General features: G+C 42.6%; 35 protein-coding genes. 14 read left to right on the forward strand and 21 right to left on the reverse strand.

Translation table 11 applies throughout. The features are described from left to right. Positions 1 to 289 precede the first annotated feature (289 nt). The 9 genes from ABIB50_RS22150 (at position 290) to ABIB50_RS22190 (ending at position 6,230) form a co-directional block, all read left to right on the forward strand. Complete coding sequence (locus ABIB50_RS22150; protein ID WP_429383462.1) at positions 290 to 445, forward strand: SHOCT domain-containing protein; 156 nt, start codon at positions 290 to 292, stop codon at positions 443 to 445. Between the two features lie 190 nt (positions 446 to 635). Continuing rightward, complete coding sequence (locus ABIB50_RS22155) at positions 636 to 833, forward strand: hypothetical protein (protein ID WP_429383394.1); 198 nt, start codon at positions 636 to 638, stop codon at positions 831 to 833. A 53-nt stretch (positions 834 to 886) separates the two neighbouring features. Continuing rightward, on the forward strand, positions 887 to 1,933 hold the full coding sequence (locus tag ABIB50_RS22160; RefSeq protein ID WP_429383395.1) for a zinc-dependent alcohol dehydrogenase family protein: 1,047 nt from the start codon (positions 887 to 889) through the stop codon (positions 1,931 to 1,933). Between the two features lie 144 nt (positions 1,934 to 2,077). Next, a complete protein-coding gene (locus ABIB50_RS22165) occupies positions 2,078 to 2,494 on the forward strand; it encodes an Hsp20/alpha crystallin family protein (RefSeq protein WP_429383397.1) in 417 nt (138 codons plus the stop codon). A gap of 47 nt (positions 2,495 to 2,541) precedes the next feature. Beyond that, complete coding sequence (locus ABIB50_RS22170; protein ID WP_429383398.1) at positions 2,542 to 2,952, forward strand: hypothetical protein; 411 nt, start codon at positions 2,542 to 2,544, stop codon at positions 2,950 to 2,952. A 257-nt stretch (positions 2,953 to 3,209) separates the two neighbouring features. After that, complete coding sequence (locus ABIB50_RS22175) at positions 3,210 to 3,422, forward strand: hypothetical protein (protein WP_429383399.1); 213 nt, start codon at positions 3,210 to 3,212, stop codon at positions 3,420 to 3,422. 76 nt (positions 3,423 to 3,498) lie between these two features. Next, positions 3,499 to 4,881, forward strand: coding sequence for an NAD-dependent succinate-semialdehyde dehydrogenase (locus ABIB50_RS22180; protein WP_429383400.1), 1,383 nt, complete (start codon positions 3,499 to 3,501; stop codon positions 4,879 to 4,881). A gap of 64 nt (positions 4,882 to 4,945) precedes the next feature. Then, the gene (locus ABIB50_RS22185; RefSeq protein WP_429383401.1) at positions 4,946 to 5,953 is read left to right on the forward strand and encodes a zinc-dependent alcohol dehydrogenase family protein; all 1,008 of its coding nucleotides are present in this window, start codon (positions 4,946 to 4,948) and stop codon (positions 5,951 to 5,953) included. Between the two features lie 43 nt (positions 5,954 to 5,996). Continuing rightward, positions 5,997 to 6,230, forward strand: coding sequence for a hypothetical protein (locus ABIB50_RS22190; RefSeq protein WP_429383402.1), 234 nt, complete (start codon positions 5,997 to 5,999; stop codon positions 6,228 to 6,230). Between the two features lie 169 nt (positions 6,231 to 6,399). Here the strand turns inward: ABIB50_RS22190 and ABIB50_RS22195 are convergent, their stop codons facing one another. The 9 genes from ABIB50_RS22195 to ABIB50_RS22235 all read right to left on the reverse strand — a co-directional run bounded on the left by ABIB50_RS22195 (position 6,400) and on the right by ABIB50_RS22235 (position 13,737). Continuing rightward, complete coding sequence (locus ABIB50_RS22195; protein WP_429383404.1) at positions 6,400 to 6,852, reverse strand: lactate dehydrogenase; 453 nt, start codon at positions 6,850 to 6,852, stop codon at positions 6,400 to 6,402. Between the two features lie 383 nt (positions 6,853 to 7,235). Further along, positions 7,236 to 8,285 carry a response regulator gene (locus tag ABIB50_RS22200; protein WP_429383405.1) on the reverse strand — a complete coding sequence of 350 codons (1,050 nt, stop codon included), beginning with the start codon at positions 8,283 to 8,285 and terminating at the stop codon, positions 7,236 to 7,238. Next, a complete protein-coding gene (locus tag ABIB50_RS22205; RefSeq protein ID WP_429383463.1) occupies positions 8,278 to 9,471 on the reverse strand; it encodes a PAS domain-containing sensor histidine kinase in 1,194 nt (397 codons plus the stop codon). Before ABIB50_RS22205 ends, ABIB50_RS22200 begins: the two co-directional genes overlap by 8 nt. Positions 9,472 to 9,609: 138 nt before the next feature. Next, positions 9,610 to 10,050 carry a universal stress protein gene (locus tag ABIB50_RS22210; RefSeq protein ID WP_429383406.1) on the reverse strand — a complete coding sequence of 147 codons (441 nt, stop codon included), beginning with the start codon at positions 10,048 to 10,050 and terminating at the stop codon, positions 9,610 to 9,612. A 4-nt stretch (positions 10,051 to 10,054) separates the two neighbouring features. After that, positions 10,055 to 11,059 carry an MlaD family protein gene (locus ABIB50_RS22215; protein WP_429383407.1) on the reverse strand — a complete coding sequence of 335 codons (1,005 nt, stop codon included), beginning with the start codon at positions 11,057 to 11,059 and terminating at the stop codon, positions 10,055 to 10,057. 6 nt (positions 11,060 to 11,065) lie between these two features. Further along, positions 11,066 to 11,845: an ABC transporter ATP-binding protein gene (locus ABIB50_RS22220; RefSeq protein WP_429383408.1), complete on the reverse strand. Its 780-nt coding sequence runs from the start codon at positions 11,843 to 11,845 to the stop codon at positions 11,066 to 11,068. 7 nt (positions 11,846 to 11,852) lie between these two features. Continuing rightward, positions 11,853 to 12,623, reverse strand: a complete 771-nt coding sequence (locus ABIB50_RS22225; protein ID WP_429383409.1) for an MlaE family ABC transporter permease — start codon at positions 12,621 to 12,623, stop codon at positions 11,853 to 11,855. 195 nt (positions 12,624 to 12,818) lie between these two features. After that, the gene (locus ABIB50_RS22230) at positions 12,819 to 13,271 is read right to left on the reverse strand and encodes a pyridoxamine 5'-phosphate oxidase family protein (protein WP_429383411.1); all 453 of its coding nucleotides are present in this window, start codon (positions 13,269 to 13,271) and stop codon (positions 12,819 to 12,821) included. A 43-nt stretch (positions 13,272 to 13,314) separates the two neighbouring features. Further along, positions 13,315 to 13,737: a hypothetical protein gene (locus tag ABIB50_RS22235; RefSeq protein WP_429383412.1), complete on the reverse strand. Its 423-nt coding sequence runs from the start codon at positions 13,735 to 13,737 to the stop codon at positions 13,315 to 13,317. 253 nt (positions 13,738 to 13,990) lie between these two features. Between ABIB50_RS22235 and ABIB50_RS22240 the strand changes: the two genes are divergently transcribed. The 5 genes from ABIB50_RS22240 to ABIB50_RS22260 all read left to right on the forward strand — a co-directional run bounded on the left by ABIB50_RS22240 (position 13,991) and on the right by ABIB50_RS22260 (position 17,496). Further along, positions 13,991 to 14,410: a hypothetical protein gene (locus ABIB50_RS22240; RefSeq protein ID WP_429383413.1), complete on the forward strand. Its 420-nt coding sequence runs from the start codon at positions 13,991 to 13,993 to the stop codon at positions 14,408 to 14,410. A gap of 16 nt (positions 14,411 to 14,426) precedes the next feature. Then, positions 14,427 to 14,753 (forward strand): RNA recognition motif domain-containing protein, encoded by a 327-nt coding sequence (locus tag ABIB50_RS22245; protein WP_429383415.1) that lies wholly within the window; start codon positions 14,427 to 14,429, stop codon positions 14,751 to 14,753. Between the two features lie 169 nt (positions 14,754 to 14,922). Next, the gene (locus ABIB50_RS22250; protein ID WP_429383416.1) at positions 14,923 to 15,927 is read left to right on the forward strand and encodes a type I phosphomannose isomerase catalytic subunit; all 1,005 of its coding nucleotides are present in this window, start codon (positions 14,923 to 14,925) and stop codon (positions 15,925 to 15,927) included. Then, on the forward strand, positions 15,924 to 16,997 hold the full coding sequence (locus ABIB50_RS22255; RefSeq protein WP_429383417.1) for a glycoside hydrolase family 130 protein: 1,074 nt from the start codon (positions 15,924 to 15,926) through the stop codon (positions 16,995 to 16,997). The genes ABIB50_RS22250 and ABIB50_RS22255 overlap by 4 nt, the downstream gene beginning before the upstream one ends. Positions 16,998 to 17,061: 64 nt before the next feature. Next, complete coding sequence (locus ABIB50_RS22260; RefSeq protein WP_429383419.1) at positions 17,062 to 17,496, forward strand: hypothetical protein; 435 nt, start codon at positions 17,062 to 17,064, stop codon at positions 17,494 to 17,496. A 116-nt stretch (positions 17,497 to 17,612) separates the two neighbouring features. Here ABIB50_RS22260 and ABIB50_RS22265 read toward each other — a convergent pair whose 3' ends face one another. Genes ABIB50_RS22265 through ABIB50_RS22320 form a run of 12 tightly spaced genes read right to left on the reverse strand, consistent with a single transcriptional unit; the run spans position 17,613 to position 26,082 of the window. Beyond that, on the reverse strand, positions 17,613 to 17,906 hold the full coding sequence (locus tag ABIB50_RS22265) for a hypothetical protein (protein WP_429383420.1): 294 nt from the start codon (positions 17,904 to 17,906) through the stop codon (positions 17,613 to 17,615). Between the two features lie 27 nt (positions 17,907 to 17,933). After that, a complete protein-coding gene (locus ABIB50_RS22270) occupies positions 17,934 to 18,827 on the reverse strand; it encodes a F0F1 ATP synthase subunit gamma (protein ID WP_429383421.1) in 894 nt (297 codons plus the stop codon). Between the two features lie 5 nt (positions 18,828 to 18,832). Continuing rightward, a complete protein-coding gene (locus ABIB50_RS22275; protein WP_429383422.1) occupies positions 18,833 to 20,389 on the reverse strand; it encodes an alternate F1F0 ATPase, F1 subunit alpha in 1,557 nt (518 codons plus the stop codon). Between the two features lie 4 nt (positions 20,390 to 20,393). Further along, complete coding sequence (locus tag ABIB50_RS22280; protein ID WP_429383424.1) at positions 20,394 to 21,170, reverse strand: F0F1 ATP synthase subunit B; 777 nt, start codon at positions 21,168 to 21,170, stop codon at positions 20,394 to 20,396. Positions 21,171 to 21,176: 6 nt separating this feature from the next. Continuing rightward, positions 21,177 to 21,446: a F0F1 ATP synthase subunit C gene (locus ABIB50_RS22285; RefSeq protein ID WP_183568543.1), complete on the reverse strand. Its 270-nt coding sequence runs from the start codon at positions 21,444 to 21,446 to the stop codon at positions 21,177 to 21,179. A 12-nt stretch (positions 21,447 to 21,458) separates the two neighbouring features. Then, entirely contained in the window at positions 21,459 to 22,163 is a 705-nt protein-coding gene (locus ABIB50_RS22290) for a F0F1 ATP synthase subunit A (protein ID WP_429383425.1), read from the reverse strand. After that, a complete protein-coding gene (locus tag ABIB50_RS22295) occupies positions 22,160 to 22,456 on the reverse strand; it encodes an ATP synthase subunit I (RefSeq protein ID WP_429383426.1) in 297 nt (98 codons plus the stop codon). Before ABIB50_RS22295 ends, ABIB50_RS22290 begins: the two co-directional genes overlap by 4 nt. 15 nt (positions 22,457 to 22,471) lie before the next feature. After that, a complete protein-coding gene (locus ABIB50_RS22300; protein ID WP_429383428.1) occupies positions 22,472 to 22,762 on the reverse strand; it encodes an AtpZ/AtpI family protein in 291 nt (96 codons plus the stop codon). Position 22,763: 1 nt separating this feature from the next. After that, a complete protein-coding gene (locus ABIB50_RS22305) occupies positions 22,764 to 23,147 on the reverse strand; it encodes a F0F1 ATP synthase subunit epsilon (RefSeq protein ID WP_429383429.1) in 384 nt (127 codons plus the stop codon). Positions 23,148 to 23,154: 7 nt separating this feature from the next. Beyond that, positions 23,155 to 24,603 (reverse strand): F0F1 ATP synthase subunit beta, encoded by a 1,449-nt coding sequence (gene atpD, locus ABIB50_RS22310; protein ID WP_429383431.1) that lies wholly within the window; start codon positions 24,601 to 24,603, stop codon positions 23,155 to 23,157. Positions 24,604 to 24,616: 13 nt separating this feature from the next. After that, on the reverse strand, positions 24,617 to 25,360 hold the full coding sequence (ppk2, locus tag ABIB50_RS22315; protein WP_429383432.1) for a polyphosphate kinase 2: 744 nt from the start codon (positions 25,358 to 25,360) through the stop codon (positions 24,617 to 24,619). Further along, a complete protein-coding gene (locus ABIB50_RS22320; RefSeq protein WP_429383433.1) occupies positions 25,357 to 26,082 on the reverse strand; it encodes a PRC-barrel domain-containing protein in 726 nt (241 codons plus the stop codon). The genes ppk2 and ABIB50_RS22320 overlap by 4 nt, the downstream gene beginning before the upstream one ends. Between the last annotated feature and the right edge of the window lie 88 nt (positions 26,083 to 26,170).

Consider the following 26,170-nt stretch of genomic DNA (forward strand, 5'->3'; position numbering starts at 1 on the left):
AATCCGAAAGATATGTTGAATTGTATAGCAACCATTTCGATTAATCTATTTTCTCCCACTCGTCTGTATGATTAACATCATGGTTTATGCTGACCAGCATCACGATTTGGCAAGCCCGAACGGCGACCTTTACATCAGTAAGCGAGGCTTGGCAGGCAGGCTTTAATTAAAACACCAACCATATGCCGCTTTGTAATTTATTTATAATCAAATTTTTAAAGTCATGATGTACAACGGTTATCAATTTTGGGGAATGGACATGATCTGGTGGTTCGCCTGGATCATACTTATGCTATGGATATTTGCGGTACCCTACAATATTCCCGGTCAGCGGAAACCAAAAAATTCTTCGCTCGATATTTTACAAAGACGCTTTGCTTCAGGGGCAATTAGCAAAGAAGAATTTGAAGCTAGTAGGCAAGTTTTGTTAAGAGATATTGTATGACCATGGTCATGCAATTGGCCTGGCTTTTTATACTTGCCATCCCTATCGCCTGCATGGCCTGGCCGGTGACACATGAAGAAGTGTTTCGCAACCGAGGGAATACTTTGCCAGGCGCAGCCGAGAGAGAAAAATAATACTAGTAAGGAAGTTTTTTTACCTGTTTACCTGCGAATATTGCTTTAGTCACTATGTGACCGTTTTAGTATTGATCTTTTCCGACTACCAACTATTGTTCCAGGGGTGGCGCGGTTATGTCATTGCTGGCTTTGCGTTGGTCTGGATCGCCAATGTTTATATGAGCTTTTTTGCATTAACCCGGGCTGAACTAAAAAAAGACAATGCGGAGATCCGTGAAATGGATGAAAGAACCTCCAAAAAAGCAGAATAACAGCAAAAAATCATTGATTATACGCACTATCAAACCAATTTAAAATAAATATTATGAAACCTACAATGAAAGGACTTGTCTACGGCGGGCCTGGTAAAATTGAATTGAAAGATATACCGGTACCAACTTTGATAAAACCTACTGATGCCTTGGTCAAGGTATTAAAAACAACCATTTGCGGTACCGACCTCGGTATTTTACACGGAAAGTCTCCATTATGCCTGCCGGGAACTACTCTTGGTCACGAAGGCATAGGCAGGATAGAGGAAGTTGGCAGCGCGGTACGTAATTTTAAGAAAGGCGACCACGTAATTATATCCTGTATCACTGCGGATGGTAGCTGCGAATACTGTAAAAAACAAATGTATGGCCATTGTGAAGATGGTGGATGGATATTGGGCTATCTGATTAATGGAACCCAGGCTGAATATGTGCGAATACCACATGCCGATAACAGCCTGTATCATATTCCCGCAGGATCGGACGAAGAGTCGTTGGTGATGATAAGCGATATTCTGCCAACCGGGCATGAGATCGGCGTATTGAACGGTTGTGTAAAACCCGGAGACACGATCGCTATTGTAGGTTCCGGCCCTATCGGCATGTCAGCCTTATTAACAGCCCAGTTCTATTCACCGGCTAAAATTTACATGATCGACCTGGATGAGAACAGGCTGGAACAGGCTAAAAAGTTCGGTGCGACCGATACGATCAACTCCGGAAAAGAAGAAGCCGTTAAGCGAATAATGGCGGAAACCAAGGACGGTGTTGATGTAGCCATTGAAGCCGTTGGGTCGCCGACAACCTTTAACATCTGCCAAAATATTGTCCGTCCCGGCGGACACCTTGCCAATATCGGTGTACACGGGCATAGTGTCGATTTGCAGATCCAAAACTTATGGATCCAGAACATTACGATCACCATGGGCCTGGTCAACACCAACACTATACCCATGCTCTTAAAGACGGTACTTTCAGGGAAAATAAATCCAAACCAACTTATCACGCACCATTTCAAATTGGACGATATCCTCCAGGCTTATGAAGTATTTGGAAATGCTGCTAAAGAAAAGGCAATGAAAGTTATAATTGCTCCTTAAACAGAACGGAAAGATCGTGCTCGCCGGCATAAAGCGCTAATAAATAAAGGCTCCCCGTGATGAACATCATTCATTTGCCTGACCGCGGTCATGATCAAGTACCCGGCGAACACTGACCTTTATATCATCAAACACTGAGTACAAATGTCAAATACAACAAAATCAGATAAACTCCCCACTGATGTTTTAGTGGAAGAATTCCAGAGATCCGGCGAATTATCAGATCCCATAGCGCTAAGTTACCCGATCAATATCAGGGAAACGAACCATAAATACGAATTTGAAATGGTAGCGCCTGGCTTTAAAAAAAACGACTTTACTATTATTTCGGAAGGGGGCCTGCTTACTATCACTGCGATCAGCGAACATAAAAAACTCCAAGAGGCCGATACTTTTACCCGGAAAGAATATTGCAGGTCATCCATTAGCCGCGCTTTTAGCTTGCCGGAAAATATACAGGTGGGTCATATCTCTTCGGAATACCACGATGGTATTCTTACCATTGATCTCAAAAAAACCAACCGGTTCCTGATCGGAAAAAAACATATAAAAGTTGATTGACCTCAAGGAACAGCGAGCTTTACACTACTAATCCTGAAAACAAGTTTATGTTATACAACATTACGTCAATCAATCGTTCGCAGCAATACAAGGTAGCTGCACGGCAATGGATCTCTGAAATTAATTTCTTTTCGACAGAGACGGCTTTCCTGCAAAATCTACTACAGGGCTGTATACCCTTGCTGTCCGATAAGACCTTTGCTGAAAAGCGTAAAATGACCGTTAAACGGCTGATAAAACTGGAGGGTGATAAAAATTACTCTGATCATATCCTGACTGAGCAGTTTGAAATGTTGGAGCATGCCGCTCGCGTTCGGTTACCAGAAAATGAAGTAGAACTCGCCTGCAAACAAATGGAGCTTGAATTTCTAATGGGTTCACTAAACGAGGAATACCGCGAGGTAAAAAGAGAACTGTTCCTACTCATCGAAAGTGTGTTTCCGGAACATAAGCGATAGTCTGATAAATATAACCATTCAATTTCTAAGTTAAGAGAGATCCTTGTAAGGGACACTTCGTTGTACTAATTTGTGTTTACAAACAGGCGTTGTCGTGATCCCTGTCATTAAAAACCAGCCGGATAAGCACCACCTTTATCCTATTCAATTAGCCTATTATTAAAGTCCAGGGCAAATTCATAATAGTTGTAAATCTTATAAAATCTAATGGTGTACTAAAAAACAAAAGCGACCTGTAAATTTAAATTAACACTTTTATGAAAACGATAGCTGTATTAACAGATTTCTCTAAACGGGCTGAAAATGCAGCCAAATATGCGCTGTACCTGGCTGAGCATTTGCATGCTGACATTAAATTATATAATTCTTTTTTCGCGCCCTCAGAAGATCCGCTGTCCGCACAGATCGCCTCGTCGATGGAAGACTATGATGCCTTAAAGCAAAGAAGTTGCAGCAGCTTCCCCTGCTGATCTTTCCTTCCCCGGCCTACGCGGTTCCTGTTTTTAAAATTACCGTTTCATAAATCACTTATAAATCCAATATATTATGTCTATTCAAACCATTAATCCAAATAACAACCAAGTGGTAAAATCATTTACCGAGATGCCCCCTGAAGCCGTGGAAGCTGCAATGATACAAGCTGAAAAAGCTTTTGTGCTTTGGCGAAAAACTGTTTACAGCAAACGTGCCAACCTATTGCACATGGTGGCGATGATCATGCGTGAGCGAAAAGAGGAACTGGCCGCGATGATCACCCTGGAAATGGGCAAGCTGCTTGACCAAAGCCGTGGTGAGATCGATCTAAGCGCGGATATCTTTGACTATTACGCATTGAACGGGGAGAATTTCCTGGGCGATAAGATCCTTGATCCTAAACAGGGCGAGGCGCTGATCCGACATTCTCCTATCGGTATCTTACTGGGTGTAGAGCCGTGGAATTTTCCGTTTTACCAGGTGGCGCGCTTTGCTGCGCCTAATATTATGATCGGTAATGTCGTACTGGTTAAGCACGCCTCTAATGTTCCGCAATGCGGGATCGTTATCGAAGAGATATTTAAAACGGCCGGTGCCCCAAACGGCATTTATACCAATTTACTGATCTCTGGTCCAAGGGCATCTGTTTTAGCTGCTGATGACCGGATCAAAGGGGTGTCCTTAACCGGAAGCGAAGCCGCCGGAAGCAGTATCGCCGCGGTAGCTGGGAAAAATTTAAAGAAATCTGTGCTGGAACTCGGCGGCAACGACGCTTTTATTGTATTGGAAGACGCAGATATAGACCAGGCGGTGAGTTGGGCGGTGATTGGACGGATGAATAATACGGGGCAATGCTGTGTGGCTGCAAAGCGTTTTATAGTAATCGATAGCATAGCGGATGAGTTTTTATCAAAATTCAAGGCAATGCTGATAGATCTGAAAGTTGGTGACCCGATGGACGTAGAAACTGAGTTAGGCCCGCTAAGCAGTGAAAAAGCTGCGGCAGATCTGGCGGACCAGGTACAACGGTCTGTTGATGCCGGTGCAAAAGTTGTGTTGGGCGGTAAAAGACTCGATCGCCCTGGTGCATTTATGGCAGTTACTATCCTGACTGATCTGAAACCGGGTATGGCGGCCTATAGTGAAGAATTATTCGGACCGGTGGCTTCGTTTTACCGGGTAAAGAATGATGAGGAAGCAATTATGCTGGCCAATGATTCATCATTCGGATTAGGCGGATCAGTATTCACCAAGGACATTGAACGCGGTAAAAGAATTGCAGATCAGATTGATACGGGGATGGTATTCATTAACCACCCTACCTGGACAACACCTGAACTGCCATTTGGCGGCACCAAACATTCCGGTTATGGCAGGGAATTATCGAGTCTGGGTATCGATGAATTTGTAAATAAAAAGCTGATCCGGGTGAGTGCCTTGACAGATGCTTTTTAGAAATTCAACTGCACCGGCAGCCTGCTGAATAAAGCCCAGGATGCCGGTGTTTAACTTCATTCAAATGAAAATACCAGCAACAATGTATGCCATGGTGCTTGAACAGTCCGGGCAGCCCCTTGTTTACAAACAGATCCCCGTTCCGGTAGCATCAGGGCAACAGGTACTGATCAAGGTGACAGCCTGCGGCATTTGCCGCACCGATCTTCACGTGATCGATGGCGAATTGAATCAGCCAAAACTTCCGCTGGTACCCGGTCATGAGATCATTGGCAAAGTAGTGGCTGCAGGAACGGAGGTAACCAATCTTAAAATAAATGATGCTGTCGGCGTTCCTTGGTTAGGGTACACCTGCGAGCATTGTAAGTTTTGCCTGGGCGGAAAAGAAAACTTATGTGACAACGCCAAATTCACAGGTTATAATATTGATGGTGGATTTGCAGAATATACTCTGGCGGATTCCCGTTTTTGTATCCCACTTTCTGACGAGTATTTCAAGCCGGAGGCAACGCCCCTACTTTGTGCCGGCCTGATCGGTTACAGGTCATATAGCATGATCGACAAATCGGCCAGGAAAATCGGGATGTATGGTTTCGGCGCGGCTGCCCATATCATTACACAAATCGCCAGGTCCCAGGAGAAAAATATTTTTGCCTTTACCCGTGAAGCGGATAAGGAAGCGCAGGTTTTTGCGCTGAGAATGGGTGCCGGATGGTCAGGCGGCAGTAATGAAACGCCCCCGGAAAAACTGGACGCAGCGATCATTTTTGCGCCCGCCGGGGATTTGATCCCTAAGGCGTTAAGGGATGTTGATAAAGCCGGGCAGGTCATTTGCGGGGGCATTCATATGGGTGATATTCCCGGTTTTCCTTATCAAATATTATGGGAGGAAAGAAGTATCAGATCCGTAGCCAATATGACCCGCCAGGATGGAAAGGATTTTTTCGAGGTTTTGAAGACAATTCCTATTCATACGCAAACGCAAAAGTTTGAATTGCGGCAGGCCAATGACGCGATAAGTAAGCTTAGAAATGGCAAGATTCAAGGGGCAGCTGTACTACTGGTTGAATAATCGCCTTTACAAACTTAAAATAATCATAAAACTTTACGCCCAAATGGATAAAAGTCCGAAAAAAACTGAAAAAGAAATTATTTTCTTAACTGGCCATGACCAAGTGGCTCTTTTCCAGATAGGGAACCTTTTTGTTCCAATGGTTCATAATCCATCCACTAACCTGGCGATGGGTTTGTTCCTCAAAAGGAAGGTTGATGAGCATGGTTTCAATCTTCTCTACCGATTTGATGTTGGAAAGGTTATGGCGTTGCATCAGCTTGTTGATCAGGCTTAGGACTTCAGGTCCTTCATGCCGGTTAAAAACAGTATCTCCTGAGCAAGTTGCCCGGGACAAATTCATGCATTTCTCATTGTTCCAGCTATACCGGTTTTGATAATGGAGGTCACTTTTGTTAAAAGGGTTCATGGTTTTGTGCTGAAGGTTTAACTATTAGGGTAAAGTTTTATTCGTGTTCTTGTAAGGCTGCCTTTAAGTTTATTTTAGCGGGAAATGACCGGTTTACCGCTACGCGATCTTTTGTTGTAGTGACAGCGGCTGTGGCCGAATTTTTTTCCAGTTGCCAGCTATCGAGATTCCTGATGGTTTGTTCGGCAATTTTCGTCAAGGATACGTTAGCAATTTTTATTTTTCGTTTAAAAGCTGCAACCGCGTCGATATGGTCTATACCAACAGAACGGGTAGTAATATATCTGATGCCCATATCGGCCAACTTAGAAATGATTGCCGCCGATACATCGTCGTTCCCGGACACAATTATGGCATCCTTCCCGACGGCATAAGCCACGGTTTCTTCGCCGATCGGGTTCGATATGAGCGTAATGTGATGCTTCCGTTGATTGGCGTCTGCCAGACCCGCTTTTTCAAAAGTTTTGATATTATAAGCAATAACTTTCATGGGTTCATATATTTTAATTCTACCAAAAGTAGGGGAATATCGGCAGTATATGCTTGAGGCCAATCATCAATACACGTGATGCTGGTCAATAATTCGCATTTTCATACTGATATTATCAATAGTTACATGCTATGAGTCATAGTTCAATCGGCTCACCACCGGTATGAATTCTTAGGGAAGTTTTTCATTAGAGTATCTGCACTTTGCTGGTATATCATTCCCGACCGCTGTAGCTGATCTGCCGGATTAATGCAATTGTCCCCTATACGAAGCTGATCCCTTAAACGCTTATCCATACGGCATCAGCTTAGCCCGGTTGTAACGTTATCGCGTAATAGGTGTATATGAGATAGGGTTGGTGAAAAAGTTTTTAATGGAGTTTGTCAGTTTTTCATTTTTATCAGCCTGTCGATAGCTAAAATCTGGACCTGATTGCTCTGTTTATCGATCAGCCCTTCCTTTTTAAAATCCGTTAGTGTACGGCTTACCGTTTCTGTGGCTATCCCAGCCATGGAAGCTAATTCTTCTCTGGAAATTTTAAATTGATTATCCTTCGATTGTTTGCTTAACCGGATCAGTACGCTAGCTAGGCGCCGCCTTACTGAATGGTAGGCCAGCTCCAGAAGCTGGTATTCTTTTTCGCGCACGTTATTGGATAATATCTTGATGAACTGCTGGCCTATAGCCGGATGCTGGTTCAGAAGTGTAATCAGCGCTTCTTTTGGTAGCATACATATCGCTGAATCTTCCAAAGCTTCGGCCGTTTCATTAAAAGGCTCATCCAGCAACAAAGCGTTAATGCCCAAGTAATCATCTGCTTTAAACAGGCCCGTTATCAGCTCCCTGCCATCATCTGCAAGTTTGACGGTTTTGAGACTTCCCTCTAAAATAAGGTAGATGCCTACCGGCTGATCTCCATCATAATATAAAATCTGCTTTTTCTTAAGTTGCCTTACCTTTCTGCCTGCGATCAATGTCTTTAATTCGGCAGTTCCATTACCAGTTCCGAAGGTTAGCTTTTCCAGGTTTTGTATAGTTTTGCTGAAATACGCTTTTTGCTTATCATTTTTATCCAGCCGGCATTGGATCGCCTGAAGGAGCTCCATATCATCAAAGGGCTTGGCTAAGTAATCATCCGCGCCCATTTCCATCCCTTTTCTAAAGTCCAGTCGCTCGGCCTTTGCCGTTAAAAATATAAAGGGAATGGAAGAAGTCTCCGGGTTCTTGTTTAATAAATATAGGACACCATAACCATCCAGTTCCGGCATCATAATGTCACATAAGATCAGGTCCGGCCGGTGCTGTATAGTAAGGTCAACCCCTTCTTTGCCATTGCTGGCTTTTAAAACTTTATAGCCATCTAACCCCAGGATCTCAGCAGTGCTTTCACGGAGATCAATATTGTCTTCAATGATTAAGATTGTTTCATTCATGATTGGTTGGAAATAAAAGGGTAAAAGAGGTGCCATGGTCAACTTTGCTTTCAAAATGGATCTGGCCGTTCATCAATTCGGTATATCTGGTAACAATATTTAGTCCTAAGCCGGTTCCCGGAATGTTCCCCGTGTTATGCGCTCTGAAAAATGGCTCGAAGAGGTGCTTCTGGTCATTTTCAGGTATGCCAATGCCATTATCCTTAACGATAACAGTCAGTCCGGTTTCGGTTATGATGGTGTTGAATTCAATAAACGTGTTTTCCCCGGAATACTTGATAGCATTGCTGATCAGGTTAATAATGCAGTTTTTTAATAATGCCTGGTCTATCTTGGCAAAACTTACTGTTCCAGTATGTTCATAGATGATTTTTTGGTCTTGTTTAGCTATCATCTGCATTTCTTCCGTGATTTCTTCCCCAAATTTGAGGATATCTGTATTCGTAATTAATATATCAACTTTTCCTGCTTCCAATCTTTCCAGTGACAAAAAATCATTCAAGATAGCCGTCAGGCTGCTGACCGAGTTTTTTATCTTGCCAATGTGCTTGGACACATTCGTTTGATCTGCTACCTGCGCATATTTCTCTACTAGAATAGCAGATAGCTGGATGGAGCTTAATGGTGTCCGGAACTCGTGTGAGGCCATCGAAACAAACCTGCTTTTTAACTGGCCCAATTCCTTTTCTTTCTCTAAGGACTGACTGACCTTTTCTTTGCTGTCTTGCAGCGCCAATACCGTCTCATTTAATAATTGGGTCCTGATAGCTACTTGTTCCTCCAGGTGTGAGGCATATTCCTGCAGCCGTTCTTCCGCCATCTTTTCTTTACTTAGGTCGTGAATAAAACCAGTATAGATTTTTCTACCGGAAAATTGAACCTCACTGATCCCTAAACGGAATGGAAACGTGCTACCACCTTTACGCAGCCCAATTACTTCACGGCCTGTGCCAATAATGCTTGCATGCCCCGTTTCCTTGTATCTGGTCAAATAGCCATCATGCCTTTCCTTATCAGGCGTTGGCATTAATATCGCTATGTTTTTCCCGATCACCTCTTCAGGTTGATAGCCAAATAATTTACAGCCTGCAGGATTAATGCTTTCCATTTTTCCACGGTCATCTATCGTAATTATACCGTCAATAGCATTTTCAATGATTGCTTTTAATAACGCGGCATTTTCCATGTGTTGAATATAGGAGGGGAATATACAAATATCCGTAGTATAAGATTCATGGCCTTGATTAACATCATTAGGATTAGTGATCTTCGTCACTTTTTGGAATAAATAAACCATAATCGGTTTGCGATTGACCGTTATTCATTATTCTTGACTTTCAGAAACTGGGATAACAACTATAGTTTTCTTGGAATGCCGGATCACTTCCTCGGCCACACTGCCCATCAAAAGATGTGACAACCCTTTTCGGCCATGAGTCCCCAGTACAATGACATCAGCACCCCATTCGTCGGCGATTTTTAAAATAATTTCGTATGGTTCGCCCTGTTGTATAAATGTTTTCACAGGGTAGCTTTTGAAAACGGTGTCAATAACATGCTGCTGGCTGATATTAAAATTGCCTTCTATCAAGTCGTCCATTTCCCTGGACGTCACTTGTTCATTAATCCAATTTTCCGCCGGATCGACAATCGTTACTAATGCAATTTTTGCATCGTACTGCCGTGCTAATTGTAGGCCAGCTAGAGCGACCGCTTCTGCACTTTTACCATTGTCGATAGCGATCAGTATTTTTTGAAACTCCATATCCTTATTTGTCAATTAATAGGTCTTTAGCCTCATCTTTCTTCTTTTGTTTCGCCTGATCTTTGAAATAACCTTTAAAGAAAAAATTATGCTTCAAAGCCTCCATGTTCTGGTTAAAACCATCGGTGCCTTTTTGGAGGTTATCGATGCTCTTGCTCAGATTATTTGCCATGACAGAATCTGTTAACAAAGTATGCACCGGACCTTTACCATTCGTCAGGTCATGGTTGAGCTGTTTAACGATCTCATTCAGCTGAATAGTCATGTTATTAGCATTGGTTCCGGCAGTTTTTATCTTCACCATTGTTTCTTTCAGGTTTGCTGCCATAGCAGTATCCGTTAACAAAAGCCCCGCCGTACCTTTTCCACTTTTTATTTGCTTAACCATGATATTAAGTCCGCCAATCATTTGATTCGCGTTATTTGTGGCCTTATAGATATTTTGAAGCGAAGATTTCAGACTGGCACCAATGGATTTATCATTGAGTAATTTTAAGATATCGCTGCTGTCGATCCTTAAAACGGTGCTTTTTAGCACTTCTGATATGCTGGCTACATTATTATTGGTTTTGGATAGGGTTGTGATAATTTCATCCATGTTGACCATTTTCTGCGCCCGCAGCAGATCTCCGTCCTCCACTACCGCACTCGGGCCACCGACAGGTGTGATATTAACAATCTTGTTGCCCATCAACCCTTCTGTACCAATGCCCGCCAAAGCATTTTTATGAATGTAGGTCTTTACTTTGCTGTTAATCTGCATCGTTACCTCAAGGGTTGTATCGTTAATAAGGTCGGTGCTTTTGACTGTGCCTGCCTGTATACCTGAAAACATCACGTTGCTTCCCACGGTAAGTCCGTTTAAATTGGTAAAACGTGCCTTTAATTTAAAATTGGCCCCGAAAAGGTTGTTGTTCTTTCCGATGATATAAAATGTCAGGATCAGGACAAATAGCCCTGCCAATACAAATACACCGAGTTTAATATTATTTTCCTTCTGTTCAGCCATTGTCGTTTATTCAAAAAATTGTTTGATGCTTTCATCTTTCGATTTCTCCAAATCGTTGTAGGTGCCTTCTGTATAGCACATTCCATTCAATAGTAATACCACTACATCGGAGATGTTTTTAACGCAAGTCATATCATGGGAAATGATAATGGTAGTGGTCTGGTATTTCTTCTGAAGCGCAAGGATCAAATTCTCTATCTCCTTGGATGTAACCGGGTCGAGGCCAGTCGTGGGTTCGTCATACAGGATGATCTCTGGCTTTAAGATGATCGTCCTGGCCAGTGCAACCCGCTTCAACATACCGCCGGATAGTTCTGATGGCATCATGTCCAGTGTCTTTGCAAGGCCGACATTTTCTAATGCCTCATGCACCATTTTGTCGATCGTTGGTTCTGAAAGATCAAACCAGTGCCTGCGCAAAGGAAATTCAAGATTTTCCCTGATGGTCATGGAATCATATAAAGCATTTCCCTGAAACAGGAAACCAATCTTCGTCCTGACCTTGTCCAGGCCCTCTTCATCAAGTTTGGGAATATCCTCTCCAAAAACTGTAATGCTGCCGCTGTCTGGCGTTAGCAGGCCGATGATGCATTTGATTAATACGGATTTTCCTGAGCCGGATTTCCCCAAGACCACTGTGTTTTTCCCTTTTTTTACTTTGAGGTTAAAATCCTTTAATACAGCGTTGCTGCCGAATTTTTTGAAAAGATGATTTATAACGATCACATTTTCATCTTCAGGAGTGTGTTCCTTACTGATCGGTATTGGGCTTATTGCTGCTTTCATCCGGTGATTAATTAAGCCCTAATATTTCTGTGACCTGTACGGCCAGCAGATCAATGATAAAGATCAGTACAGATGATAAAACCACCGAAGAGTTTGCGGAGATACCTACTCCCTGGGTACCCTTACTGGAATTAAAGCCTTTATAACAGCCTACTATGCCAACTGCAAAGCCAAAGAATAAAGTCTTGAGCACAGCAGGAGCCACATCGCCATAAGCCAAACTTTTAAATACCTGACGAAAAAATAAGTCGAAACTAGTCACCGAGCGGATATTGACTCCTAAGTATGCTCCAAACAAGGAGACGGCATCACCTAAAATGGTCAGAATAGGCAACATTAATGTAGTTGCAATCACGCGCGTAGCGACGAGGTATTTTACGGGTTTAATGCCGCTGACTTCCATGGCATCGATCTGTTCCGTTACCTTCATGGAACCTAGCTCTGCACCAATACTGCTGCCGATTTTACCAGCAAATATCAATGCCGTGATGACTGGTCCGATCTCCCTGACAATAGCTAAACCTACCATAACCGGTAATTGGGATTCTACGCCATAGCTTACAAGGGACGGACGCAGCTGCATAGTCAAGACCAATCCCATGATAAAAGAAGTCAAGGCTATGAGAGGGAAGGATTTATAACCGATAATGTAACACTGGTTAAGAAATTCCTTTATTTCATAGTGCGGCCTGATTCCCACGGAGAAAAAACGGCCGGTGAATTTGGCGATATTTCCGGTTTCATCCAGGAATTTTTTAGTACTTACAATTAACGACATAAAAGCGACTTAGCGGATAATTTAATGGTATCCTTATAATCAAAAGTAGCATGCTTTAATATCTTAAGAGTTGATTTTCCGCATACAAAAGCGTGATTCCCGTCACATAGGTAAGCGTTAAATTGTATTTAATGGCGATAAAATGGGTTTATCAGTTATCTATTTTATCTCGATAGGGATTTATTAAGCAGCGCATTACCTCTTTTCGAATCGGCCTGTTTTTTTACTGACGATAATTTTGTAAATAATCAGATCAACAGTCGTCCCTATATCACTTTCCTCATCAACAAAGCCGTGTTCGCGGGTCACCGAATCATCCATAATAAATGGAGCAACCCTCTCATCCAGCCTTTGCAGGACTTGTTGTTTTTCTTTCATGTCGGTGATCTCTTCAAACTTTCCCCAGGCAATCACGCTTTGCCAATTGGTGACCTCTTTGATCTCGTCCACCTCAAAGCAGACCTGCGGGTTTGCTCTCATCATATCGATCTTCATCCCCTTAGCGGAATGACAATAAATGTTTATGCCGTCATATACATAATTTACAGGAACTACATACATGGTTTCCGCAGAATGGCAGCCAATTCGGCCAATCACCTGGTCTTTCAGTAGGGCTTCTATTTGGGTATCTTTTAATTCTCTTAACATTTCATTTTTCAATTAATTCAGACATTTTAATAATGGATTATTTTTAACCCCCTGCTAATTCAAGTTCCCTAAAGACCATTTCAACATTGTCAAAGATCTGTTTCTTTATTTCCTGATATTCATGGGTTAGGCTGATCATTAGCTGGCCGATCGTTGCATTGGTATGCGCCAGTTTCTGGCTATTTTCGGCAAGCTTATTTTCCGCGACCTGCGTCAATTGGTGTAGTTGGGCATCAACCTGAAGCTCTGCCAATAGGATATCTGCCTGTAATTTATGGAGTTTATCAACAGCCTTTTGTAGGGCTTGCGTATTCAGGTAATCTGACAAACGTGCAAAATAATAGTCTCGTTTAAGGCTGTTCAGGAAAGCAGACTCGATTTTATAAAATTCCAGGTCAGATTTCCAGCGTTTAGCAATCACATGATACTCCGCAGACCGTTCAGTCATTTCTATTACATTTTCCATTATTTAAGTTTTACTTGCCAGCAGACATCTGCAAAGTCTCTCATGAGTTCATGTTGTAAATATCGATAAATCAAAGAGGTGTTCCCATGACAGAGATCACTGATAAACTTGATTGGCATCATAAATATGTTTTGCTGATCACATTTCCCCGCATAGGCACAACAGTGATTATCATCACGTAATTGACTGATTATCATCACAGCGGGAACCGGACAATAGCTGGACATTTACAGCTACATATTACTAAACACTCATGGAGACAACTATATCATTATCCGTTCCCGCCATTCATTATTATGTAAAGGCAAGACATTGGACTTCCGATCTTGAATTCTTCAAGATCGAAACCGCCTTTTTTTACCGTTTGCTAAACGATTATTTTATCCGAGTGGTTGAGCCAGCTCCAATGGAAGCCTTGAAACAAATGGTGAGTAAGCTATCTAAACTCGAAGAAGATGAGGAGCGGGCTATAAAATCGGTAGGAGATCAACTTAAACAACTGGAACTGATTTCTGAAAACAGTATTGCTGAAAATCCCGAAGAATTAGCAAATAAACAGGTCAAATTAGAAGAACTGATGTCCAAAGTCAATCAAGAATACCGTGCTGTTAAAAATGAACTTTTTGCGCTTGTTGAAAGCGCGATCATGGATACTAAAATTATTAAAAACTAAGATTAAACTAATTATTATGATCAAAATATTTGTTGGTGGGTTTGCCCTGTCCACAACAGAAGTGGAACTGGCCCAATTATTTAGTCCACATGGGTCAGTAGTCTCCGTAAATATCACCAAAAATCGGGTAACACTAAAGAGCAGGGGTTATGGTTTTCTGGAAATGAGTAACCAGCTTGATGCTACTCGTGCCATTAATGCGTTAAACGGCGGGTTCATTGAAGCGCGCCGACTAACCATATGCCTGGCAGATAAAATAGCCACATCCTCAACAATTTTTCAAGTAAATGAACAGCTTGCGCTCCCTGTTAAAAAGAAAACACCTTTAACAGCGCTGTTATAATTGCTATTTGATTTGAAATTAATGATTAGGGCCTATTGTTGGTCTACCTGCCTATCTTCATTTCAAAACAATTATCAAAGCCTATATACCATCTCATTATCAGGGTAAATCCATTATATATCTTATTATAAATTGAAACTTATTTTGTTAAATATGCTTACTACAATACATGAATATTGAATTGTATCCTTTAAAATTCGAACCTATCTATCAATACCGCCTTTGGGGAGGCAGAAAATTAGCGAACTTGCTTTCCAAGCCTCTCCCTAACGATGGGCCAATCGGTGAAGCATGGATCTTGAGTGACCGGAAGGACCATGCCAGCAAAGTTATTGATGGTTCCTTAAAGGGTTATTCCATCACTCAGCTGATGAAAGAATTTCCCAAAGAATTGATGGGAAGACTGGCGGGCCGTTTTGACCGTTTCCCTCTTTTATTAAAGTTTTTGGATTGCAAGGAAGTTTTATCGGTACAGGTTCACCCTTCAGACGATCAAAAAACTTATATACCTAAAGGTGATACTGGAAAAACGGAAGCTTGGGTAGTTTTAGAAACAGGTAACGATAGCCGCATATATGCCGGACTAAAGAATGGCACAGATAAGCAAAATTTGCGTCAGGCTATTCAAAATCATAGTTTAGCAGACAAACTTCATAGTTTTATACCACAATCCGGCGATGCTGTATTTATTCACTCCGGTACGGTACATACACTTGGCGGAACTGTAGTTTTTGAGGTGCAAGAAAACAGTGACGTTACTTTCCGTCTTTACGATTGGGATCGAATCGATTCCAAAACCGGTAAACCACGCGATCTACAGGTAGATCAGGCACTCGCCTGTATTGATTTTAATCAGGTTGATATTGGGCCGGTGAAGGCGGTTATAGAAACTCACCATACGAACACCGAAAAATTATTTGATAACGAGCATTTTATATTATGGCGCATGAAATACAAGTCGCCTTTTAAGGTGGGTGTCAAAAATGAGCCGACTATTTTAGTTTGTTTAGAAGGGTCCGCAAAGGTTGTTTGCAATGCCAATCATTACCCGATCAGTAAAGGTGATGTGATGCTCTTACCAGCTGATATAGGCGAATGCCACGTTCACCCCGATGCTCAAATTAATCTGCTGCAAATAGCCATTCCCGGCAAGGATAAAAGTAAACGATCATGATCCCATTCCAGCTACAACGCATGGGCACCATTATGGAACCCGAGCCGGGCAATGAGTTGGAAATTGAAGGTGTACTTAACCCGGCAGCCACCCGCGGCCCGGATGGTTCCCTTTACCTTTTTCCGCGTTTGGTGGCTAAAGATAATTATTCCCGTATAGGTATAGCTCGGGTAAAGTTCAACGAAGCCGGAGATCCGGTTGGTGTGGAACGTCTGGGCATAGCACTACAACCGGAAGCCGAGTACGAAAAACGACATGGCGGCAGAGGTGGCTGCGAGGATGCAAGAGTGACTTATGTAAAGCCTTTACAGTATTATGTAATGACCTATACCGCATTCGGGCCGGATGGGCCGCGCATTGCTGTGGCCAGTTCAAAAGACCTTTTTAATTGGGAACGCTTAGGGCTGGTAAAGTACCTTTCTTATAAACACATCGACTTTAATGGTATTAATAACAAAGATGCCAGTGTTTTTTCCGTAGCTATTCCGAGCCCTCACGGGCACCCTTCTATCGGCATGCTGCACCGCCCGCTTTTTCCCGGAACAACCCCGGAAGAAATCGTTAAACATGAGGATCATGAAATAGATTCACATAAAGAGAGTATCTGGATCTCCTATTATAATTTGGGGGAGGATGCTACCATACAGTATGCTAAATTTACATCCAATCACCGTCTGGCTCTACCGGTAGAACCGTGGGAGAATTTAAAAATTGGTGCAGGAGCGCCACCTTTATTAACCAAACATGGTTGGCTCGTCGTTTATCATGGTGTGCATGAATTGGAGGGGTCAACAGCTGAAAAACCAAAATTATGCTATTCTGCCGGAGTGATGATACTTTCGGAAAAAGATCCGCAAACAATACTTTATCGCTCACCTGACCCGGTTTTAATTCCGGAATTACCGGCGGAAACCATTGGAACTATTGCGAACGTCGTATTCCCGACGGGTATCGACCGCCGCGACGATATTGGTCAACCCAACCGCATTGATGTTTACTATGGGATGGCGGATGACCGGATCGGCGTAGCCAAAATGGAAATTCCGGATATATTGCCTATTATTATTTAATAAATCCAGCTTCTAATATAAACCAAGGTACTTACTGTCAATAAACAGTTTAATTATAATCAAAATGAAAGCTTTCGCAAAACTATCCGATACCGAACAACAGGAATTCCTGAAGTTTCCCGTTTATATTTCTTTACTTGCAGCCAATGAATACGGCCCAACTGACGACGTGGATATTAAAGCCGCTGTTGAATTCGATCACATGAAGACTTATACCTGCGTGCCATTACTAAGCGGGTTTTATGCAAAGGCCGACGAACTGTTCAAGAATAATTTCATAAAACTGGACGCAGAATTGCCAAAAGGTAAAGCAGCCCGCACAGAGGCGATCAAAACCAAATTGGCGGAACTGGAAATATTATTATTGAAATTTGATAAAGACTATGCTGCCGCTATGCATCAAAGTATGAAGTCGTTCAAGGAGCATGTATCATCTGCACACTGGGATATTTTAGATAGCTTTCTGTTCCCCGTACCAATAAAGGGAATTTCGTATTGAACTATTCTATATTTGAACGTTGGATTTAATCAATTCCAACGTTCATTCGATGAGTACAAGCTTGCTAAATTAGTCAGCCTTTCACAAGGTTAACAACTAAAGTGGCATCACAGTAATTACTCACATTTTTCTTTAAGAAAATCAATTAAATAACCTTCTAATAATGCTGAGTCATAATCTGCATTTTCTTCATTCTTTTCAAGGGACACCTCATCATCGGAGACAATTGCTGAGAAGGCAATACCTGTTATAACTTCGGGAAATGAAATATTGATCACGTCATAAACATGCGCATATTCAATTGTTAAACCCGAATCCAGTTTTGAATTGATGTAAGGGGCAAATTCCTTTTTTAGCAGGTCGAAAAGTTCTTCCGCGCTTAGTGGTTTAATGTTTTTAATTGTTGTCATATCTTTGTTTTTATGGTAATGTTGATGTTAGTGATGTTCTTTTTTTAATGCTTCAAATCCTGAAACGACATCAAAAAGTTCTTCGTCGATCATGCTTTGGCGCAAACTCTGAAATTTCTTGCCAAGGCTTTCCAGCATTTCACTTATGCTTTTTTCCGCCCGCTGCATCGCCTCCAGCCGGCTGGCGTTTTCTGCCGCTAATGACTCTGCACTTGCTCTAAATACTGAAACAAAAAGGTACGAATCGATCAGTGCCCGGAGTGTAGTCACCGCGTTTCCGATAACTTCAGGGATGATTTTTGTGGGCCATTGGATAGTGATCAGATTATGCATCCATTTTTCGTCGAGCGGCAATAACCGCTGCATAAAAGGCTCATAACCCGCCCCGGTTTTGGGCTGATTATGAAATACATAAAACTGCTTAACATGCCTGCTTTCACGGATCTCCTCAATTTCGATCAAAAGGCCTTGGATCAGCGGTGTGACAGCATCGATAGAAACAGGAACCGGGTAAGACCTCATAATGTTAAGGCCTGCGTCTGCTAAAAGCGCCTGGATACGTTCCCCGATCACCCAAACTTCCTTTTTGCCAGGGATAAAATTTAAAGAATGTTGTACGAAAGCAGATAGCAGGTCATTAAACTGGCCTACCAGGCCAAGGTCTGAGCCAAAAACAATAACACAGACTGTCTGATCTTTATCTTTTCCATGTCCTGGCTTTTCAATTACCGTTTGAATTTTTTCTGCCGTCAGGTAAGCTTTAATGCCCAGGGTAACCGTGTAATAATAATCGCCAAGCGAAGCTACAGCCGCCTCATATTGGGTGATATTAGCAGCAGCCATCGCTTTCATAGCTTTAACAACCGATTTGATGTCTTTTGCACCATCCAGTTTCCGGTTAAGATCTTCCAGGGTATCCATTATTTTTAGGGTTTATCAGGTTCTGGTTTATCAGGCTCCGGCTTTTCTTTGAATGAATCAAGAATTTCACCCGCGATTTTCAGGATAGTATCATGATCTGCATCGCTTACAGGCTTGTCAGTAAAAAGACGCTTGAGCACCTCGGCAGGAAATTGGCCCATATTCTTCAGAATAGCAGTTTCAGCTTCGGTGATCTTATCGACAGGAATTGCATCAAAAAGCCCGTTCGTTAAAGCAAGTAATACCACGATTTGTTCTGAAACCATTAAGGGATGCAGTTCGTTTTGTTTGAGGCAGCTTCGGATACGTTGGCCATGATCAATCACTTTTTTAGTGTTTTCATCCAGGCGGGTGCCAAAACGCGAAAAGTTTTCCAATTCTTCAAACTGCGCATACTGTAATTTTAGGCTTACAATAGCCTTGTAGGCAGGTAACTGCGCAGCAGACCCGACACGGGAAACAGATTTACCCACATCAACTGCTGGTAAATTTCCGGCTTCAAAAAGCTTGGGAGAAAGATAGATCTGTCCATCGGTAATCGAGATCAGGTTAGTCGGAATATATGCGGAGATATTTTGCGCTTCAGTTTCGATAATAGGTAGGGCCGTCAGCGATCCGCCTTTTAGCTTATCGCTTAGGTGTGTAGCCCTTTCGAGCAACCTGGAGTGAATATAAAAAATATCCCCCGGAAAAGCCTCGCGTCCGGGCGGCCTGCGTAACAGCAGCGAAAGTTCACGATAGGCACGCGCGTGATGCGTCAGATCATCATATACAATGAGTACGTTACGGCCTTCTTCCATAAAATGTTCCGCTATACTTGTTGCCGCGTAAGGAGCAATATATTTCAATCCGGCAGCATGGTTCCCTTCGGCCACCATAACTACGGTATAATCCAATGCTCCTTTTTCTTCCAGGTTGGCGATAACCTTAGCTACAGCGGCTGCGCGCTGCCCGATAGCACAGTAGATACACACCACGTCTTTTCCCTGCTGGTTAAGTATCGTATCAATAGCTATCTGGGTTTTGCCGGTTTGCCGGTCACCCACGATCAGTTCACGTTGGCCGCGACCGATCGGTATCAGCGCGTCAATAACTTTTATGCCGGTTTGTAAGGGCGCATTTACAGCCGTTCGGTCCATAATAGCGGCCGATGGCCGTTCAATGGGTAGCCTTTTGCTGGTTGCGATGTTACCTTTGCCATCAATAGGTATTCCCATCGGGTCGATCACCCTGCCGATCAAATGATCGCCTACCGGGATATCCATTACCCTGCCGGTACGTTCTACTTCGTCTCCTGCATTCAATAAAGTATCTTCCCCAAGCAAAATCACCCCGATCTCATCTTCATCAAGGTTATAAGCAATGCCATATAGATCTTCCGAAAATTTCAGCAACTCCTCAAATCCGGCTCCTTCCAAACCGGAAACTTTTACAATACCGGTAGCCACACTGGTTACATAACCAACCTCACGGGGGGCGAATGCAAATACATGCTCCGCCAAACCCATATCCAACTGGGCGAAAGTGTCGGCTATACTATTTTTCAAAGTAGTTGAAGGCATATCGTTATTGCTTAACAGCTTGATGGGTTTTGTTCACTGTCGTCGTTACACTCTTTTCCAGTGAATTTATATAAGCGGCTAAACTCCAGGAGAGTTTGTACCCTTTAGCTGCCAGTTCAATCCCCCCGATCATTTTTGAATCAGTCTTAAACTCATATTTAGTATCATCGCCAAGTATAGACGCAATTGCGGCTCGTATGCCTTTTTGATCTTTTTCAGATAAGTCAAAGGCGCTTTTAATGAATACCGGGGCTGACTCAGAATGAAAAGCGTCCATGAACTGTTTTTTCTCTTTGTCAGAGATCGCCTTTATCTTCCTGATAAAAACTTGAACGGATTGTTCCTCGAGGTCAGTTGAGGCCAGTTCGACGAGCGCTTTTTTTGTTATAGCAAAAACCTCATTCCGTGTTTTCTGTGAAATTTCATTGCTCAAATTTTCTTGCAATTCCTTTGATGCCGCTTCCAATTTTTCCTTTACATCGGCAGCTTCCTTTTTTGCAGCATCCAAAAGCTTTTCCCGTTCCTCTTCAGCTTCTGACGTTGCCTGATCCATTAACTTCTTTTTGTGCTTATCAAAATCGTCGTTTTTCTTTTGAAATTCATCCTGTTCTTTCTTCGCCTCAATCATTTTGCTTTTGGCATCTGCAAGCTCAGCAGCTATCTTTTTTTCGCGCTCATCAATAGCAGCCAGAATTGGCTTGTAGAGATATTTTTTCATCAACCAAACCAACACCAGGAAATTGACGATCTGCGCTATTACCGTAAACCAGTTAATTTGCATGGTATATTATTTAGCAATAATGTGTGTCCAGAAGGGGTTTGCAAAGATCAGGATCATGGAAACCACGAAACAATAAATAGCCGTGGATTCGATCATGGCCAGGCCAACAAATAAGGTCCTTGTTATTGTGGGCGCCGCGTCGGGCTGCTGTGCAATTGAACTTAAAGCAGTTGCTACCGCCTTACCTTCACTTAATGCCGGGAACATACAACCGATACCTGTTGTAAGGCCGGCTGTGATAATTGATGCTATTGCTATTGCTGATACGTTATCCATTTTTATCTATTTTTAGTTGGTGCTTTTTTGATGTGTTAATTTTTTCTTTTTGATGCTTTCCTGTACCGCCGCGGCAATGTAAACCGTAGCCAGGATGCTGAAGATATAGGCCTGTACCATACCTGTAAGCAAGCCAAGGGCCTTCATGACAATAGGAATAAATAAAGGAGATATGCTTAATAAAATGGCGATGATCATTCCGCCGCTCATAATATTCCCAAATAACCTGATAGCCAGTGCCAGCGTTCTTGATAATTCGCTAATGATATTGAAAGGCAACATAATGAAAGTTGGCTTAATGTAAGTCTTCAGATAGGCGAAGAAGCCGCTCTTTTGAATGCCAAAAAAAGGCACGGCCAAAAAGACGGAGATCGAAAGTGCGGCTGTGGTAGAAAGCGAACCGGTTGGCGGTTCGTACCAGGGTAACACAATCCAAAAATTACACACGGCAATGAATAAAAAAAGTGTGCCTATGAAGCCGATGTATTGTTCGGGGTTTTCGAGACCGACTTCTTTGATCTGTTCATTTATCCCTGTTACAATCATTTCCAAAATACATTGCCAGCGGGAAATTTTATGGGTGGTTTTCAATTTGCGTGTTACCAATAAGGCGCCGATAGCCATGAATAACATAACACCCCACGTAGTAACGATGGTGAGGTTGATGGTGATAAAACCATTGCTCCAAAAAATGGTCTGGTCTGGCGTTAAATTCATGATTGGCTAATTTCTGTTAAGATGGCCTGCTTTTGTTCAAGTTGCCTGGTGAGACGCAAAATCACAAAGCGGCCTGCAAGAAACCCGGCGACACTTACCAGTAATTGCAACAAGCTGCCCTGGGACATATAATAAAACCCGGTTAACACAATGGCCGTTCTTAACAGCGAGCTTCCCAAAAGCCATAATGCAACGTATGACGAACCTAAAGTTCTTTTTAGGGTAAGCCATAAACCTCCAAAAAACAAGATGCCCAATATCAATCCGCCTATCAATGCTACTACTATCATCATTATAATTCGTTTTTACTATTTATCTTCTTTAATTACCCAATTCCAGGCGATGATACAGCCTGCCACCAAACCCAATATCAGGCAGGTTACTGTCCATGAGAAGGATTGGGGATAGTTTTTGTCCAGCCAAATCCCACCCATTGTGCCCAAAAACGTAGGCGCGGTAACCGACCAGCCCACCATACCGAACATGCCTAAACCAAACCATTCCGCCCTTTTTTTTTCGTTGAGCGCATTAAGTTTTCGTTTTTCTTTGTTCGAGATCATCCTGCCAAAAAAGTCGGCATCATTTTCTGGCTCTACCATTTTATAATTGTTGAAATTTCTTTAGCCTGGAAAGAAAACCACTTTCCAGCTGTGAGGCCATGTGCCGTACTTTTTCTTCATTTTCATCTGCATTCTTAAAATCATTTTTTACTGTTTCGGCTAATTTTCCCAGCTCAACACCACCTACCGCATTTCTAACAGAAACCAGTACCTGTGATCCGGCTTTTACAAACAGGCCTTCGTCTACCGCTAAATAATGTACCTTGTCTGTTTTGTAACTAAAAATACCGGGTACAAGTACTGCAACACAATCCAGCCTTTGCGGCAGAAAGCCAACAGACCCTTCGCTTGTCTCTGCAACGATGTTACCGACGTTTTTTATGTCGGCAAAGACTTTATAGGGGAGTAAGATCTTCAGGTCCATTTTTACTTTATTTAATCTCAGGTTTTGCAGTAACCGGGCCGTCTTTTTTAACGTTTTTGTTCTTTAGCGCTTCCTCTATATTTCCGATCATGTAAAAAGCATTTTCCGGAAGGTCTTTAAACTCATCTGCCAGAATACGTTCACAACCATCGAGTGCATCTTTCAAGCTAACCACTTCGCCTTTTACGCCACTAAATTGTTCCGTTGCGAAAAAGGGTTGAGTTAAAAACCGCTCCAACCGTCTGGCGCGGTTTACAACGAGCCTGTCGCTTGTTGACAATTGCTCCATACCCAGCATAGAAATAATATCCTTCAGGTCTTCATATTGTGCCAGTGTTTGCCGGATCTGCTGGGCGAGCTGGTAATGCCGGTCGCCAATAATTCCCGGCGTAGCCATTTTTGAATTAGATTGCAGAAAATCGATAGATGGATAAAGGCCTTCGCTGGCCCTTTCGCGCGAAAGCACAATAGTTGCCGAAAGGTGCGAAAACGCATGAACGGCAGCCGGGTCGGTTAGGTCATCGGCCGGTACATATACCGCCTGTATAGAAGTAATTGCCCCGGCATCTGTATTAGCGATCCTTTCCTCAAGGGCCGACAATTCCGTCTCCAGTGTAGGCTGATAACCCAAACGCGATGGCATTTGCCCCATTAAACCTGAGACCTCCATGCCCGCCTGGATAAACCGGAAGATATTATCGATCAATAATAAAACATCTTTATGCTCATCATCCCGGAAATATTCGGCCATGGTTAAAGCAGCATGGCCAACCCGAAAACGGGCCCCAGGCGGCTCATTCATCTGCCCAAACATCATGATCATATTTTTAAGCAGCCCGGCATCTTTCATTGCTTCATATAGCTCGTTTCCTTCACGGCAGCGTTCGCCTATGCCGCAAAACATGCTAACCCCTTTATTCTGTCCCACCATATTGTGGATCATTTCCGTTAATAAAACTGTTTTGCCTACGCCTGCTCCACCGAATAAACCGGCTTTGCCGCCACGCTCCAACGGTATCAATACATCTATTGCCTTAATACCTGTTTCAAAAACCTGCGAATTAGTCGCCCTTTTATCTAATGGTGGGGGGGATTGGTGAACATTTCGTTTTTCGCCTTCTGCCAATGGTTTCAAATGGTCTATGGTATTACCAAACACATCGAACATCCTGCCGAGCGTACGTTCGCCAACCGGAACCATTAATTCGTTTCCATCGGTCTCTATTTGCATACCACGCGCGAGGCCCTGCGTAGGCGTTAGCGCAATCCCCCGAACCGTATGGTCATCCAGCTGTGAAAGTACTTCGATAGCAATTTCCAGATGTTCACCGGCTCGGAGCAAAGTATAAACTGTAGGTAACGATTGGTCAAACCAGGCATCGATAACGCTGCCCCGGACAGATATGATTTTTCCGTAGTTTATTGCTGCAGTGTTGCTTTTCGATATGGTCTTCATTTTTTTCGTTTGCTTAGAAGAGCCTTTCTTTTATATTTTCAGGCGTTACCGGAAAGACCAGATCACTGGTATGAGATAAAGCCTTGTCATCTTTATGTTTGTAATTTGAACGTTTAAGCAAATGCGTGATCAGGTTAATGTGCGTGTCGTCTTTATCATCAGCACTAACAATAAACCAGGGGGCATGCTTAAAATTAGTTTTGAGCAGCATTTCATCCCGCGCCTCGGAGTAGTCTTTCCAGTGCTTAGTCGCTACTTCATCAATAGGGCTTATTTTCCATTGCTTGAGCGGATCTTTTTTGCGGTCGTCGAACCTCTTTTCCTGTTCTTCCTTGCTGATATCTAGATAGTATTTAAGGATGATAAAACCGTCTTCAATCAGCATTTCCTCAAACAATTCAACTTCTTTAAAAAACGATTTATATTGCTTACCGGTGCAAAAATCCATTACCTTTTCTACTCCGGCGCGGTTATACCAGCTCCGGTTAAAAAGCACAAATTCGCCAGATGAGGGAAGATGTTTCGCATACCTTTGGAAATACCATTCTTTTTCTTCTCCGTCAGATGGTTTACCTAACGCCACTACAATCGTTTCGCGCGGACTTAAATGCTTTACAATCCGTTTAATTGTACCGTCTTTTCCGGCCGCATCTCTTCCTTCCAAAATGACCAGTAATTTAAGTCCGGACGCGATGATCTCCTTTTGCAACTTGACCAATTCGACGTAAAGGCCGTGCAATATATCTTTATCCTTCATTGATTGACTGTTTGGACTTGCGGGTAATCGGCCTCTTTGAAAAGAATGCTTTTGTCAACAACAGAGGAGGTTATATTAAGGTGTATTTTATTTTCGCTCCAATTGATTTCTTTAACGTGTTCTACCGGGATCAATACTTTTTTGCCGCCAAACCAGTTATGGGTATCGACAACGATAAATTTAATTTGCCAGGTTTGATCATCAACGATAAAATCAGTAATATGGCCGATCTCTCCGTTGGTTGTATGAATATGGTATCCTGTTATTGTTTCTGTGCTTCGTAAATGGATGTCGTCGTCAGCATGTTTATCCTTTTTGTCGGCTTCAATTAAAACCTTTTGATCTAAAACCGGGAATGGCATACTCACACCTAAAGAACCGCCACCATAAAAGCCACTTCCCCAATAGCTTTCCCATTGGTAATGGCCATATAGTTCTATTTCCTGCTGGCGCGATACCGGTTTATCGGTATCAATATCCGGGCTATTTTCTATCTGTTTCTTTGTTAAGTTAACAGGAAAGAAACCGTCTTGCCAGGGTTGTTTTGAAAGCGTGTGAGGTGCGATAAGTACCTTCCGTTCTGATAGCCATTTGCCTGTTTTAACAATTAAATACCGTATTTTCCAGCTTTTATCATCAAAGTAAAATTCTCCCACTTCACCAATTATCCCATCTGTGGCTGCTATGTTATAATTTATAAGGCTCTTAATATTACGTTCCATTGTATATTGATTTACATATTATTTTAATGTCCAAATTACCTTCGTGCTTTTCAGAATAAAAGAACGCGGATGTTCGGAAAAAAAGCTT

Origin of the sequence: Mucilaginibacter sp. UYCu711 (assembly GCF_050433825.1) — a bacterium.
GTDB lineage: Bacteria > Bacteroidota > Bacteroidia > Sphingobacteriales > Sphingobacteriaceae > Mucilaginibacter.